Source organism: Microcoleus sp. Pol17C6 (assembly GCF_036701145.1).
GTDB lineage: Bacteria > Cyanobacteriota > Cyanobacteriia > Cyanobacteriales > Microcoleaceae > Microcoleus.
In genome coordinates this window covers 122,216-137,356 of sequence record NZ_JAUBQH010000007.1, presented here as the reverse complement: position 1 = coordinate 137,356, position 15,141 = coordinate 122,216, and the positions used below count along the sequence as shown (strand labels likewise).

At 45.7% G+C, this 15,141-nt stretch carries 15 protein-coding genes; 7 read left to right on the top strand and 8 right to left on the bottom strand.

All coding sequences use genetic code 11. The features are described 5' to 3' along the window. Positions 1-102: 102 nt before the first annotated feature. Both rnc and QUA25_RS06095 read left to right on the top strand, forming a co-directional pair. Entirely contained in the window at positions 103-810 is a 708-nt protein-coding gene (rnc, locus tag QUA25_RS06100) for a ribonuclease III (protein ID WP_333036360.1), read from the top strand. A gap of 206 nt (positions 811-1,016) precedes the next feature. Then, positions 1,017-2,264: a Gfo/Idh/MocA family oxidoreductase gene (locus QUA25_RS06095; RefSeq protein ID WP_333036359.1), complete on the top strand. Its 1,248-nt coding sequence runs from the start codon at positions 1,017-1,019 to the stop codon at positions 2,262-2,264. Positions 2,265-2,309: 45 nt separating this feature from the next. Here the strand turns inward: QUA25_RS06095 and QUA25_RS06090 are convergent, their stop codons facing one another. Both QUA25_RS06090 and QUA25_RS06085 read right to left on the bottom strand, forming a co-directional pair. Continuing rightward, a complete protein-coding gene (locus QUA25_RS06090) occupies positions 2,310-4,355 on the bottom strand; it encodes a sensor histidine kinase (RefSeq protein WP_333036358.1) in 2,046 nt (681 codons plus the stop codon). A gap of 235 nt (positions 4,356-4,590) precedes the next feature. Further along, positions 4,591-4,845 carry a hypothetical protein gene (locus QUA25_RS06085; RefSeq protein WP_333036357.1) on the bottom strand — a complete coding sequence of 85 codons (255 nt, stop codon included), beginning with the start codon at positions 4,843-4,845 and terminating at the stop codon, positions 4,591-4,593. 162 nt (positions 4,846-5,007) lie between these two features. Between QUA25_RS06085 and QUA25_RS06080 the strand changes: the two genes are divergently transcribed. Beyond that, positions 5,008-5,652 (top strand): class I SAM-dependent methyltransferase, encoded by a 645-nt coding sequence (locus tag QUA25_RS06080; protein ID WP_333036356.1) that lies wholly within the window; start codon positions 5,008-5,010, stop codon positions 5,650-5,652. Between the two features lie 101 nt (positions 5,653-5,753). After that, positions 5,754-7,259, top strand: a complete 1,506-nt coding sequence (locus QUA25_RS06075; protein ID WP_333036355.1) for a cryptochrome/photolyase family protein — start codon at positions 5,754-5,756, stop codon at positions 7,257-7,259. 92 nt (positions 7,260-7,351) lie between these two features. Here the strand turns inward: QUA25_RS06075 and QUA25_RS06070 are convergent, their stop codons facing one another. Then, positions 7,352-7,606 (bottom strand): hypothetical protein, encoded by a 255-nt coding sequence (locus QUA25_RS06070; protein ID WP_333036354.1) that lies wholly within the window; start codon positions 7,604-7,606, stop codon positions 7,352-7,354. A 211-nt stretch (positions 7,607-7,817) separates the two neighbouring features. Between QUA25_RS06070 and QUA25_RS06065 the strand changes: the two genes are divergently transcribed. Then, positions 7,818-8,075, top strand: a complete 258-nt coding sequence (locus QUA25_RS06065; RefSeq protein ID WP_050813024.1) for a DUF2811 domain-containing protein — start codon at positions 7,818-7,820, stop codon at positions 8,073-8,075. Positions 8,076-8,394: 319 nt separating this feature from the next. Here the strand turns inward: QUA25_RS06065 and groL are convergent, their stop codons facing one another. Beyond that, on the bottom strand, positions 8,395-10,086 hold the full coding sequence (groL, locus tag QUA25_RS06060) for a chaperonin GroEL (RefSeq protein WP_333036353.1): 1,692 nt from the start codon (positions 10,084-10,086) through the stop codon (positions 8,395-8,397). A gap of 30 nt (positions 10,087-10,116) precedes the next feature. Next, positions 10,117-10,275, bottom strand: a complete 159-nt coding sequence (locus tag QUA25_RS06055; RefSeq protein ID WP_333036352.1) for a hypothetical protein — start codon at positions 10,273-10,275, stop codon at positions 10,117-10,119. 333 nt (positions 10,276-10,608) lie between these two features. Between QUA25_RS06055 and QUA25_RS06050 the strand changes: the two genes are divergently transcribed. Further along, complete coding sequence (locus QUA25_RS06050) at positions 10,609-12,357, top strand: ABC transporter ATP-binding protein (RefSeq protein WP_333036351.1); 1,749 nt, start codon at positions 10,609-10,611, stop codon at positions 12,355-12,357. A gap of 265 nt (positions 12,358-12,622) precedes the next feature. Here QUA25_RS06050 and QUA25_RS06045 read toward each other — a convergent pair whose 3' ends face one another. Next, positions 12,623-13,738: a fatty acid desaturase gene (locus QUA25_RS06045; RefSeq protein ID WP_333036350.1), complete on the bottom strand. Its 1,116-nt coding sequence runs from the start codon at positions 13,736-13,738 to the stop codon at positions 12,623-12,625. Positions 13,739-14,051: 313 nt separating this feature from the next. Next, positions 14,052-14,228: a hypothetical protein gene (locus QUA25_RS06040; protein WP_333036349.1), complete on the bottom strand. Its 177-nt coding sequence runs from the start codon at positions 14,226-14,228 to the stop codon at positions 14,052-14,054. A 75-nt stretch (positions 14,229-14,303) separates the two neighbouring features. Between QUA25_RS06040 and QUA25_RS06035 the strand changes: the two genes are divergently transcribed. After that, a complete protein-coding gene (locus QUA25_RS06035) occupies positions 14,304-14,771 on the top strand; it encodes a hypothetical protein (protein ID WP_333036348.1) in 468 nt (155 codons plus the stop codon). 101 nt (positions 14,772-14,872) lie between these two features. Here the strand turns inward: QUA25_RS06035 and QUA25_RS06030 are convergent, their stop codons facing one another. Continuing rightward, positions 14,873-15,139 (bottom strand): type II toxin-antitoxin system YafQ family toxin, encoded by a 267-nt coding sequence (locus QUA25_RS06030; RefSeq protein WP_333036347.1) that lies wholly within the window; start codon positions 15,137-15,139, stop codon positions 14,873-14,875. Between the last annotated feature and the right edge of the window lie 2 nt (positions 15,140-15,141).

Below are 15,141 nucleotides of genomic sequence, written 5' to 3'. Positions count from 1 at the left end.
TAAAAATCATGCAACTTTAGACAATCTCCAAGCCCGGATAGTCATCCGTAATTTGCAATTAATTATAAAATATAAAATCTAAAATCTAAAATCTAAAATGGTATGATTTATCCGGGTCGCCAAAAGCAACTTGAAACATTAATTCAAAAATTGGGGCTGACGAAGGATGCTTCGATAAAATGGCATCTCCTCGATTTAGCTTTGACTCATGCGAGCGCGTCAGCTAAGGCAAATTACGAGCAACTAGAGTTTGTCGGGGATGCAGTTGTGCGGCTGGCGGCGTCGGAATTGTTGTTTGAGATTTATCCCGACTGTACAGTGGGGGAATTTGCTGCTATTCGATCGATCTTGGTGAGCGATCGCATTCTTGCTAAAATCGCTGAAAGTTACGGGTTCGATCGCTATTTAATTGTTTCCAGCAGTGCCGCCTCGGACAAAACAGGCGCTGAACCCCGACTGGCAGATGCTTTGGAAGCGGTACTGGCTGCGCTTTATTTGAGTACCCACAGCTTAGAATTAATTCGCCCTTGGCTAGATTCTCACTTTCAACGCTTAGCAACCGAAATCCGCAGTGATCCTGCTCGCCAAAACTACAAAGCTGCTCTCCAAGAGTTGACTCAAGGCAAATACAAAACTTTGCCCAAATATAGCGTGCAAGAAACCGGGACAGTGCAGGGCGGAGAGGATCGTTTTACCGCAGAAGTTCTCATTCAGGGAAAGTTGGTAGCAGAGGGAAAAGGTCGATCGATCAAAGCGGCCGAACAAGCAGCGGCTCAGGTAGCTTTCAATAAATTAGTTGGTAGTGAGTAGTCAGTTGACTGTTGACTGTTGGCTGTTGACTGGTGTTATCAGTTATAGGTTATTTATTAGCTGCTACCAATAACCAATAACCAATAACCAATAACCAATAACCAATAACTACTGCCAACAGTCAACAGTGATTTTTTTGAGTTAAAACATAGATAATAATAACAAAATATGCTATAATTTGTGTGCGATTTTTGAAATTATAATCAATGAAAATCGGAATAGCTGTATTGGGTGCAGGTCGCTGGGGAGTTAACTTAATTCGCAACTTTCTGGAACATCCCAACAGCGAAGTTTTAGCGGTGGTAGACCCGAATCAAGATTCATTGGCGGCGGTTCAAAAACAGTTTAATCTTGATGCCTCGGTGATTCTAGCTACCGATTGGTCTCAAGTGCAAGCCTTGCCGGGACTGCAAGCTGTGGCGATCGCCACTCCAGCTTCCACACACTACACCCTCGCAGCAGCAGCGCTGAAACAAGGCTACCACGTCTTAGCAGAAAAACCCCTCGCCCTCAACCTCACTGAAGCAATAGAACTCTGTCAATTAGCCGAAAAACAGCAGCGGCAACTCTTCGTTGACCACACTTATCTGTTTCATCCAGCAGTAGATCGAGGCCAAAGAATTATTCAACAGCATCAACTCGGAAAATTGCGCTACGGTTACGCCCAACGCACCCATTTTGAACCGGTTCGCCATGACGTTGATGCCCTTTGGGACTTGGCCATTCACGATATCGCTATTTTCAATACTTGGTTGGAACAAACGCCAATTGAAGTAAGGGCGATGGGTACTGTATTTCCGAAGGAAGAAGGAAGTTCGGCAACGGATTCTGTAACGGATGTAACGGATGTAACGGATGTAATGGATGTCAGGAACAAGGAACAAGGAACAAGGAACAAGGAACAAGGAATAAATCAAGAAGCAGCAGAAATTGAAAATCAATTTTCTCCTTCACTGCTGACTAATAATCCTGCGGAAAAACTAGCAGATTTAGTTTGGGTAACGCTCACCTATCCCGACGGATTTCAAGCATTTATTCATCTGTGCTGGCTAAATCCTGACAAACAACGCCGCTTAACAGTTGTTGGCAGTTTGGGAACCTTGATTTTTGACGAAATGTCGCCAGAAACTCCCCTGATTTTGCAGCGCGGCCATTCAGATTGGGGAGGCGAAGAGAATAACTCTTTTGAAAGTGCGTTAGCGAAGCCCGCCCCTACGGGGGCTACGCCAACGAAGAGGATCGCGCCGCAGCCAACAAGCATCAGACATCGCGAAGTGTTGAGTTTAGAACAAGTAGAACCGCTGAGGCGAGTGTGCGATCGCTTCCTCAACTGCGTGCAAACAAATACCCCCTGTCTTACCTCTTCGGGCGCGGCTTCCGTCGAATTAATCCGCATTCTCAGCACTTTGAGCAAATCCCTAGAACTCGGCGGACAGCCCCTAATACCCTTTTAGATTTTAGATTTTAGATTTTAGATTTTAGATTGGGAAAATCACTCCTCAACTTTTGAAATTTCCCTTTTCCGTTACTAAGTCGGGGCTGTGAAAATAAAAACTTGACTGCTGATTGACAGGCAAAGAAATCATCACCGTAGTACCTTGATTCACGCCCGCGCTGTGCAGGGTAATGCTTCCGATCATAGATTCCATGATCCTTCGCGAGATAGCCAAGCCCAAACCGTTACCGCCAAACCTGCGAGTTGTAGAACCATCAGCCATCACAAAAGGTTGAAACAATTTCTGCTGGTGCTCGGGATCGATACCAATTCCCGTATCTTTAATTGTCACCACCACCCAATCGCTTTGACCGCTAGGACCCGTCATACTTTCACCACTGCCGTTAAAACTACCAGAATTAGTCCTGGATTCTAGCCGCACAGATATCTTAATGCTGCCGGACTCTGTAAACTTAACGGCATTGCTCAAAACATTTAAAAACACCTGTTTTAGCTTCTCTGGATCGGCATGAACAATAATCGGATCATGAGGCTCTGGCAAACTTAACTTCAAGCCTTTTTCCTCAATTTGAGCCGATTGCAAATCAATCGCGTCTTCAAGTACCTGGGTAATGTCAACTACTTCTAACATCATGGAGAAGGTGCCGGATTCTATTTTAGCAATGTCCAAAATATCATTAATAATATTGAGCAATTGCATGGACGAGTCGTGAGCCCGCTGTAAAAATTCCATTTCTTCATCTCGGTCATCGCAGTAGCCGTCCCGCACAATTTGAATAAAACCAATAATCCCGTTGAGCGGCGTTCTCAATTCGTGAGAAATATTCCCCAAAAATTCATTTTTTAATTGATTGGCAACTTGCGCTTCTTTGGTTGCGACTTCCAATTCTCTGGCCCAGGATCTGAGGCGCTGCACCATGCTGTTGAGTGCTTCTGATAGTTGATTAAATTCCCTAATTTGGAAATCTTGGGGCACTGTCTGCGACGCTTCCGTATCTACTTTCATCGCGTAGTCTCTCAGTTTTTCCACAGGACGCGCCAAGTCGCGAGACAGATATAAAGTCGCGATGATACTAGCAGCAACCAAGCCTACAATTAAATTAAATAAAACTTGCTGAATCTCTTCCAAACCTGACAGAGCGTAATCTAAACGAGAGACAGCTAAAATAATCCACTTGCTGTTCTCCTGTGTAGTTGAAGGACTCGGGATAGCGGCGTATCCTGCTAGTAACTCTACACCATTTCTTTCAAAGGAAAATAGATGGAGAAAAGCTGTTCCGCCTGCGATCGCCCTTTTGGCAATACTTTTTAGTCGAGCGGCGTCTGCCTCTTGGTCAATATTGCGGCCCACGCGGTTGACATTAGGGTGGGCCAAAATTGTCCCATCTTGGTCGATCGCCACCGTATAGCCAGCTAAAGAACCCTTGGGAGCGCTGGTTTGCACAGGCAAGGCCGACTTCAAACTCAAAGCATAACTCAACTGCAGGGTATTGCCCCGACGAATGTAAACAGGAGCGCTCAACACCAAACTCGCTTGGCTATGGGAGCCTTCTTTACCCGCATTGGGAAAACCCTCAGCCCCCAAAGCCACCTTCTGATCGTTTGCTGTCCCCTGTCGCTGCGGAGGTAAGGACAGACGGATGTAAACGCTCTTGTCGTCCAGCAGCGTTTGCTGCTGCTGTACGGGTGGCCAAAATTTTGCCGGCAACGACTGAATCGGCTGCTGCCCGCAAGTGCTTGCTATCACTTGATTTGTCTTTACATTAGTCAATTGCAAGCAATCAACCTGCGCTGGCAACCGCTGCCCTAATTGCGCGATAAACTTTTGATAATCCTTCGGATCTACCGACTGCAACATCGAGCTTTCCGAAGCGCCGATCAGATTCGACTTCAGCGATTTCGCCCACTGGTCAATAGTTTCTGCTTTTCTGACTGCACTTTCTGTCAAGTTTTGACGAGCAGTTTCCAGAAGCGTCGAGCGTGCCTTGCGATAGGTAACATACTCCCCCACCAGTAGAACAGGTACGCTGAGCAACAAAATCCGCGACAGTAAAATACGGCGAAAGGAGGATTGACCTAACTTAACCATAGGAAATATCTAAATTAAGGTGCAACACCCAACAGCGACCATTAAAGTGAAATAAACCAGACCGAAAGCGTGAATCTGTCTAGGGGGCTCTGCTGACGGGACAACACAGCTTCAGAACAACATTTAAACACAATTATAGAAGCCACTGTAGTAATCTCGATTCTAAGTGTGTCAGCCCAAAGATGCTCAGCAATTTGTTTCGCAAATGCCTGTGATTTCGGTCACACTTCCCTTCTCAATTCTCGGAACGACTGGCACCCGATCGCCCAGGGGCCCATTTTTCAGGCTGCAAAAAGCGTCGGGTAGACATACCGCCGTTGCTTGAAGCTAGAATCGCATAGATGCACTCGCCCCCAATTAACAGGCAAAAAGTTCGGTTTCCGGCTAGTGTACAGAGAGAATTCTGCTCGATCGGACTTTTTCTTTCCGAATGCCTTCGAGAGATGGGCGATGTGAGATTTGGCACCCTGTCAAAGATTTCTTTTGCCATCCGATTGATTCAGTGACAATAATTCACCTGTCAAACAAAAAGAATGAGACGATCGAGCTGCCGATCAACTCTGACAACCCTAATGTGGGGAACCTTGGCCCAAACAGTGCACCCACGCTCCGTAAATTCGCGGTCTCGGCAATAATCTCCATAGCTTAATCGATGAAAAAAAACTTTAGCAATTATACGTATTATTACACAAACAACCGTCCGAGATATCATCACGCATATTTGATATCTCCCCTTTTAGAAATGCTGGCGACACTTCAGCAGACCAGCAAGACAAAACTCCGAGTTTTGGATCTCGGCTGCGGCAATGGCAGCCTCAGTCACGTTATCGCAGAGCACGGCTGCGAAGTTGTCGGCGTTGACAGTTCTGCGCCCGGAATTGCCATCTCCCGTCAAAGTTTCCCCGATTGTCAGTTTATCGAAGCAGATATTTACGACCTTCCAGATACCGATATTTTGAACTCATTTGATGTTGTCTTAGCTATTGAAGTAATCGAACACTTGTTTTATCCTAAAGAACTAGCAAAAACTGCAAAGAGATGCCTCAATCCGGGAGGAAGATTAATTATTTCCACACCATATCACGGCTATTTAAAAAATCTGGCTTTAGCGGTTTCTGGCAAACTAGATAAACATTTTACCGTTCTTTGGGATAACGGTCACATTAAATTTTTTTCAGTAGAGACGCTGACTAAGTTATTAACATCTGAAGGATACACAGACATAAGATTTAAATTTGCTGGTCGGTGTCCCTATCTTTGGAAATCAATGTTATGCTCTAGTAAGTTTTCAGGCTAACCTGAAAACTTATGAATTGTGATTTGTCAATAAATTAAGTTTTTTGACTAGACCACCAGGCCTCACAAAAAGTAAAAAATAAGTTTCACTAAAAAAGTAAAATGACTGTTGGCGTTTGGATATTAGGCGATCAACTGTGGGAGAACCAAGCTGCTCTCAACCGCATAGATGATAAATCCTCCCTACCTATAATTTTAATTGAATGTTGGCAGCACGTTCAACAGCGGCGCTACCACCAACAAAAATTAGTATTAATTTGGTCGGCAATGCGGCACTTCACTAAAGAATTGCGCGGCGGTGGATGGCAAGTTACTTACACAAAATCGGAGGACTTTGAAGCACCTCTCAAAGCTTGGATACAAGTTCACAATATCACCGAAGTGCGGGTGATGGCTCCGAACGATCGACCTTTTTTACAAATCGTTCACAACTTGCGACTCCCCTGCAAAACAACCCTGATTCCCAACAATCAATTCCTCTGGACAGAAACAGAATTCAAAGATTGGGCTTCAAGCCGCAAACGTTTGTTAATGGAAGACTTCTATCGAGCCAGCCGCCAACGTTTTCAAGTTTTAATGGATAGCAGCAATAAACCTATAGGAGAGAAGTGGAATTTTGACAAAGAAAATCGTCAGCCACCAAAAGGAAAACTGGATACACCGAAACCTCTCTGGTTTGAACCGGACGCCATAACTCAAGAAGTTATCGCACAAGTTAAATCTCTATCTTTCCCAACTTACGGCAAGATTGAACCTTTTCGTTGGGCGGTTACACGAGAGCAAGCAATGCAAGTATTAGATAATTTCATCGCACAGTGTCTCCCCGCTTTTGGCCCTTATCAAGACGCGATGGTAACGGGGGAGGAAACAATGTGGCATTCTTTACTTTCTCCATATCTTAATATTGGCTTGCTGCATCCTTTAGAAGTTATTCAAGCGGCGGAAACAGCCTACCTAGAAAAAAACTTAAATTTAAACGGCGTCGAAGGTTTTATACGCCAAATTCTGGGCTGGCGAGAATACATTCGCGGTATGTATTTTTACGTGGATGCTGATTATTTTGAGAAGAATTGGTTCAACCACACTCAGCCGCTGCCGGAGTTTTTTTGGGACGCTAGTAAAACAGATATGAACTGTTTGCGCCAAGTTTTAACTCAAGTCGAAGGCAGCGGTTACGCGCACCATATCCAGCGGTTGATGATTTTGAGCAATTTTGGTCTAATTGCAGGAATCTCGCCCCAGGAGCTAGAAAAATGGTTCCACAGTGCGTTTGTGGATGCCTATGACTGGGTAATGCAGACTAATGTGCTGGGCATGGGTTTGTTTGCTGACGGCGGTGTGTTGGCCTCGAAGCCCTATGCTGCTTCTGCCAATTACATCAATAAAATGAGCGATTATTGTCGGGGGTGCAAATTCGATCGCACAGTGCGATCGGGCGAAAATGCCTGTCCCTTCAACTTCTTCTACTGGGATTTCCTAGCGCGCCACCGGGACAAACTTCAGTCGATCGGTCGCATGAGCTTTATCTTAGCCAATCTCGACAAAATACCGCCTGCAGAATTGGCAACCATCCGGCAAAAAGCGGCAGAGTGGCACTTAGTCAGTTGACTGTTGACTGTTGTCAGTTGTCAGTTGTTAATCCTTTGCAGTGGCTAATAACAAATAACCAATAACATTAATCAACAGTCACCAATCACCAATCACCCATTACCCATGCCCCATGCCCCATGCCCCATGCCCCATGCCCCATGCCCTTTGCAATTCTTATTTTTTCCCTGACTTTTCCCTAAACATTCCACAGCGTTTCCACAGGCAAGTCTGAGGTTTTCCACAGATCCGACAAAGTTTTCCACAGAAATTAACGGCACGGTAGCATCTTGCTGCGGAATTGGGGATTTCCTTAACTTGCTGCCTAATTCCTCATAAACCCCCCAACACATAAAGATATGTAACAAAAAATGCCCTGAAAAGCTTATTATTTGGTAAACCTTTTTTTTATGTAAAGGACTTTGTAATATTTCGCAACATTGACAAACCCACCCCCTCATAGCGCACAATGATGCGACCGACCTAAAAAAAAGCGCTCTGATTTCGGCTGTGCCTGCACCTGTATCCGGCCGAAAGGGGGGTTCTGTTTTCAATTTATTAGCGAGACTAAAAAAAATGATGAACCCAACAGTCAGTATTTTTGCTGAAATTCCCGAAACGCTGCACGATTCTCTCAAAACTTACCTGGAAACCCATCCCGAATGGGATCTAGACCGAGTATTTTGCGCGGCCCTATCGCTGTTTTTGTTGCAGAATGCCGATAGCGGTACGCCTGAAGCTTCGCGCAGTTATCGCCAAGCTGCGAGAGTTTATCTCGAAACTCTGTTTCAATCTCCTCAAGACTTGCACAGCAACAATGTAACTCCGTCGTCTTGAAGAATCAGGGGAGAGGGGGAGACGCGGTTTCTGGGAAGGATTTTAGTTGATCGATCGGGTAAGGCCCGCACTGCATAGGTGCCAACTTAAGCTTAAAATTCATGAGAACTTTCGCTTTTAGCTTAGTCCCGATTCCCATTGCATCTCCCTTAAAAAGGGGGACTTTGATAGCTTCAAGTCCCCCCGGACTATCAGGGGGGCACCGGGGGGATAAGCTGCCCTAATTCTCAAACAGTAGACGGGTACTACATAAGACGCGCTTGTTCACACCAATGGTGCTTATGGCGCACCCTACAGACTACAGACTAATGACTGAAGACTACATCATGCCCATGCCGCCCATGCCGCCCATGCCGCCCATGCCGCCCATGCCGCCCATGCCGCCCATGCCGCCCATGCCGCCCATGTCGCCCATGTCGCCGCCGGCTTTTTTCTTCTCGGGTTTTTCGACAATCACAGCTTCAGTGGTCAACACCATACCAGCGATGGAACCGGCATTTTGCAAAGCCGATCGCACCACCTTAGCGGGGTCAATAATCCCAGCGGCAATCATATCTTCGTACACGTCGGTAAGAGCGTTGTAGCCAACGTTGAACTCGCTCGCCCGCACTCGCTCGATGACGATGGAACCTTCAACGCCGGCATTATCAGCAATTTGACGCAAAGGAGCTTCCAAAGCTTTAGCAACCAAGTCAGCGCCTACTTGTTCTTCGCTGTCTAAAGTATTTCTGATCGCATCTATTTTTGTAATCAGGTGAAGTAGCGTCGTGCCGCCTCCGGCAACGATACCTTCTTCCACAGCAGCTTTAGTAGCGTTCAGAGCGTCTTCAATACGCAGTTTACGGTCTTTGAGCTCGGTTTCGGTAGCTGCGCCGACTTTAATTACAGCGATACCGCCGGCGAGTTTGGCGATGCGTTCGGTTAGCTTTTCCTTGTCGTAGTCGGAATCCGTCGCTTCTAGCTGCTTGCGGATTTGGTCGATCCGTTTTAGCACGTCAGCTTTGTGTTCCTCGCCAGAAACAATGATCGTGTTTTCTTTGTCGATCGTAATTTTGCGGGCGGTACCGAGCATTTCTAGGGTTGCGGTATCGATGCTGAGTCCGACTTCTTCGGAGATCAGTTGACCGCCAGTGAGCACGGCGATATCTTGAAGCATAGCTTTGCGCCGCTCCCCAAAACCAGGAGATTTCGTTGCTGCGATGTTCAATACGCCGCGGGCTTTGTTGACTACCAGAGTTGCCAAAGCTTCGCCTTCAATATCTTCGGCGATAATTAGCAGCGGTTGTCCTGTGCGGGCGATTTTTTCGAGAACTGGAATTAGTTCTTGAATCGAGCTAATTTTTTTGTCGGTAATCAGGATGCGAGCGTTTTCGTACTCAACTTCCATGCGATCGGTGTTAGTGACGAAATACGGAGAAAGATATCCGCGATCGTACTGCATCCCTTCGACAACTTCCAATTCCGTTGTCAGAGATTTCGACTCTTCAACAGTAATTACGCCGTCTTTCGTGACTTTTTCCATTGCTTGGGCAATCATGGCGCCGACTTCTTCGTCGTTACCGGCGGAGACAGTGGCGACCTGAGCAATGGCACTGCCTTCGACGGGTTTGGCCAATTTCTCGATTTCCAGCACCAAGTGGGCGATCGTTTTTTCAATACCCCGGCGCAGCGCGACTGGGTTTGCGCCTGCTGCGACATTCTTCAAACCTTCGCGAATGAGGGATTGAGCTATAACCGTTGCGGTTGTTGTGCCGTCGCCTGCGATATCTTTAGTTTTGGAGGCGACTTCTTGAATTAAGCGAGCGCCAGCATTTTCCAGGGGGTCTTCGAGTTCGATCTCCCTAGCAACGGTGATACCGTCGTTAACAATTTGGGGACTGCCGTATTTCTTTTCCAATAGGACGTTCCGGCCTTTCGGGCCCAAGGTGATGCGGACAGCATCGGCGAGTTGATTGACGCCGCGTTCTAGTGCCCGGCGAGATTTGTCGCTAAATGCAACTATTTTGGTCATGTTTGTCTCCCATCGCTTACATTAGCAAATTTAGCACTCTCTGAGTCTGAGTGCTAAGTCGATCGATTTTTGATTGTAGCGCGCCTCGACGGTATGGGGGATTGGGGGGACGGATTGGAGATTTGGGCGATCGTTCCCGGTGGCTAAGGACAAGGCATTGCCGTGTCCCCACATATCTCGTGTCGCCACAGATATAATGTGGTTTGTTACATATCGATATAATCAGGTTTTGGTTGAGGTCAAAACCTAATTTTGATGGCGCGTTATCCCAAAGCAGAATTTTTATTAAAAATTTCTTAACTTGTGTTTTCGGTCATCTACCTTTCGATAGAGCTTCTATTATTTTTCAAACTTCTACCTTCTATAGCAACACAACAGCCAAGACTATTAGGACGTTGTTAATTGCTGAAAACCTTGGGGAAGACTCCTTCTTCCTTCAGCATCCATCCGTTACATCCCGTACATTGCTCATTGCCGAACCTTCTTCCTTTCCTCAATCAATCTCAAATTACGCACTAACAAATGGCTCGTTATTCTCGACTGCAAAAACTCGGCTCTTATATGCGCCCGCACTGGAAGCCCACCTTCTGGGGCGTTTTTTCGCTATTAGTTGTCAATGCTGTGGGCGTTTACATTCCCCTGCTGATTCGGAATGCAGTTGACACTCTCCAATCTGCGCTTAAATTTGACGAAGTTTTCAACTTCGTGGCACTAATTCTGATTCTCGCCTCAATTATGTGGGTAATTCGGATGGCGTCGCGGATTTTGCTGTTTGGCGTCGGGCGTCAAGTCGAATTTGACCTCAAACAGCAAATATTTAATCATTTATTAACATTAGAACCGTCTTATTTTGCCGCCAATACGGTAGGGGATTTAATTAACCGCGCTACTTCAGATTTGGACAATATTCGGCGCTTGGTGGGGTTTGCGGTGCTGAGTTTGGCGAATACAGCTTTTGCCTATGCTTTGACTTTGCCGGTGATGCTGGGGATTAATGTACGGCTGACGCTGTTGGCGATCGCCGTTTATCCTTTAATGTTAGTTTTGGTGCAGTTATTTAGCGACAAACTTCGCATCCAACAGTTAGCCGTGCAAGAGGAATTGTCGGCGATGAGCGATTTGATTCAGGAGGATATGAGCGGGATTTCCGTAATTAAAATTTACGCTCAAGAAGAAAACGAACGCCGAGCTTTTCGGAATTCAAACGCACAGTTGCTATCAGCAAATTTGGAATTAGCAAAAACTAGAAACTTTATTTTTCCGCTGCTGGGCGGTTTGGCAAGCATCAGTTTGTTGGTGCTGCTTTCTGCTGGTGGCGGGGCAATTGCTAATGGTCAAATTAGCATTGGCGATTTTGTGGCGTTGCTGATTTATGTCGAGCGTTTGGTGTTTCCGACGGCGCTGTTAGGTTTCACAATTACTGCTTACCAGCGGGGAGAAGTGAGTGTCGATCGCATCGAATCAATTCTGACTGTGGAACCGCAAATTAAGGATGCTGCCGATGCAGTTGAACTGGCAACTCCAGTCAGAGGAGAAATTTTGGCTCGCCATCTAAATTATACTTATCCGGGCGCTAAGATACCTGCGCTTAAAGATGTTGATTTTACCATAAAACCGGGAGAAACTGTCGCAATTGTTGGGGCGATCGGCTCTGGAAAATCAACTTTAGCTAATGCGCTGCCACGCTTGCTCGATATCGACCCGGGTCAGTTATTTGTAGACGGACAGGATATTACCAAGGTAAAATTGACCGAATTGCGCGGGGCGATCGCCTACGTTCCGCAAGAAAGTTTTCTGTTCGGCACTACCATCAAGAATAACATCCGCTACGGAAACCCTTTAGCGGAACAGCCGGAGATTGAAGCCGCCGCAAAACAAGCGCAAATTCACGCCGAAATCCTCAACTTTCCGCAGCAGTACAAAACAGTTGTCGGCGAGCGCGGCATTACTTTATCCGGCGGACAGCGGCAGCGGACGGCACTTGCTCGCGCTTTGTTAGTTGACGCCCCGGTGTTAATTTTGGATGACGCTCTTTCCAGCGTTGACAATCAAACTGCTACCGACATTTTGCGAAACTTGGCAACGGGAACCGATCGCAAAACGGTAATTTTTATCTCGCATCAAATGTCGGCAGCGGCTAGTGCCGATCGCATTTTTGTGATGGAGAGAGGAGAAATAGTTCAGAGCGGCACTCACCTTGAATTGGTAGGGGAAACAGGGCTTTATCAGTATTTGTGGAACCAGCAAAAATTAGAGGAATTGCTGCACTGACCAGTGACCGATACTTTGAGTTATCTAGAGTTAGACCCTAGATAAATAGGTAGGTGCAAATAAACTGGTGACGAGAATAGCGGGGTTTGTCAGAATAAACTGGCTGCTAGTATAGCTCCCGGTTAAACCAGCCCGATCCATCTAATGTTTATTTGTAACCACCTACTTCACTAGGAAAGTTAGGGTTGAAATTTATCCCACTACCTGCACCGCTCATCATAGCCTTTGGCTGATAAAAAAGCCACCAGATTCATTGCCCCCGATTTTAATTAGCTACATTACTCAAGGGAATTTCTTCTTGTTCTTGGAATAATTTAATCGATTGCAGACTATCTGAAGCAGCATCCCAAAGAATGAATTGGAAGCAGTTAGGAATATCGCGAATTGTCAGGGCTTTTGAATTACCCAGCAGGTGAATATTAGCATTGTGACAAGCCCGAAGATTATAGTTAGGTATTCGCTCAGAGAGATGATGAATATTGTGGTAGGCAATATCAGCAGAAAACCAATTGAGAATAGTCGGTAATTTTAGGTAACTACTGCCTTCAATTGCGCCGAGAAGATAGTCCCAACCCTCGGCTTTATGAGCGTAGGAACCGTCAAAATTATGCTGAACAAAGAAAATACAGATAAATATCGCTGCTGAACAGGTCATGACTATTGAGTAAACACTCCAGAAAAAGCCTACTCCCAGTAAGTTGCTCAGATAAATCCAGCTAGCAACAACACAAATATTGTTGAACAGTAAATCCCAAAATTCAGCCGTCGTATACCAATGTTTGGATTTATAAGAAGCAATGATTGCAGATAAACCCATGCCAAAATCTTGCTGGAGACAAGCAAAAATATGTCCGATAAAACCCGTTATTCCCAAGATTAGCGCGAGTCGTGGCTTAATAATTAGATAGAAAAAACCACCGGGAAACAGCATCAATGGGTGTCTGAGTAACTGATACATCTTTTGACTAAAGGGGCTAAGCGCCGCAAATTTTTCGGTGGATATCAACGCCGAAGGGCCTCGGTACATATCCCAATTACCATTATGTTTGTGGTGATAAGCGTGTCCCCTCGACCAGGGATACTGAGGAATCGCATTGATGATACCTAGCAGAAAACCCATAATGCGATTGACTTTTTTGGAACTAAAAAGAGAATAGTGTCCGCAATCGTGCATCAAAGAGAAACAACGTCCTGAAAAAAGTGTCATCAACACCATTATCGGCGGCAGCAAGAATACAGAAATGGCAGCAGCTTTAAAGGCTAAAAACCATAATAATGTATAAGGAACCACTGTATTGAGTATTTGGCAACTAGCTTTCAAGTTGTTGCTCTTCATATAAGGAGCTAGCACAAAATCCGACTTTTTGATCGCGTTTTTCATTCAGTATATCTAGGGTGTGTGGATAAGTGCTTAGCTTACCATCACAGTTGCGGGACAGCGGCGGATTTACCCCGGACTTTCCCCGTTTCTTCCAAAGGTTTTTTTTGTGGGAACCGATTTTTGCACATTTATGAGGTTATCACAACTCTGGTTTGTTTACAGAAAAAACTGTGAAGCCTGTTAGCAGGCGAAAAAATTGCTGCACCAGAAGGCATTAATATGATTGGTTGGTTGCACGATCAACCTTTGGTGATGTATGCCGCTATTTTTGCTTGCATCGTCTGTGCCACACTTTACCGTACCGGGTTCTACCTCAACTCGATCGCACGCTCAAAAGTTGGGCTACTCGCGAAAACTTTTTATCCGTTCGTAGGGTGATAGGGGCGATCGACAAACCGCCAATCTCGGAAACCAAAGCTGACACAACATCCAGAAGCGCAGAGGATTTTGGCTGAACTCCTTGAGACGAGAATTTGAGGAGTGATCGCAATTGCCTGCGTTTTTTGTGCTCGGAGATAGCTCGGATTTGCTACAATCTAATCGCACACGCGATTAGAAATGGGTTATGACCGAACTATTAGATGAGACGCTTTCTATTGAAATGGCCGCTCGCATCAAAAGCAACCGTAAAAACTGCTTTGACAACGCTTGTAAAGCAGCGTTAGCCACCGAGGGCGCGATTTATGTTCAAGGCTTTTTAGCCGTGCCGGGAGTGCCATATAAACCCATCGAATATAGCTGGATTGAACTCGAAGAGCGAATTGTTGACCCAACCTTTCCCCATCTCGGTTTCATCGCTCAAGACATTCATTACTTCCCTGTCCAGCGCTTCAGCGTCAAGAAACTCAAAGCAATCCTAGAAGAATCAAAAGAAGATTATCCTGAAGACGACCCGCTGCCGATTTATGGCAATCAACCTTATGAATATTACGGCGATTTGATGTTAGGCGGTAGCGATTACCAAAATGCTTACGACTTGGCTGCCGCTAAATGCAGGGAATTAAACCAACCCAAAAAACAGGATGCAAACTAATTCAGGACTTACCCAAAAATGGTTGGGCGCGCTACTTACAGCAGTAAGGTGTGCACTGTGCACCCTAGAGAGACAGATTACTTGAGCAACTGTTCTGTCGATTAATATACTTCATCATGACTTCCCAAATCTACAAACACAGCTTTTCCGTCTTCTGTAAAGTAGAAAAGTACCCTTTCGTCGTAATCTACGCTAAAGCTCCAAAACTCCTTGAGCCTACCGGACAATTTATGAGTTTTTAAGCTTGGTTCAAACGGCTCTCTGATGAACTGTTCCAGCTTTTGCCAAAACCTAGCCTCGAAATCAGCATCGCCTTTGATCCGCTTTTTGAAAGCACGCTTGAATGAAGAACTGAAACTAACTTCCACGA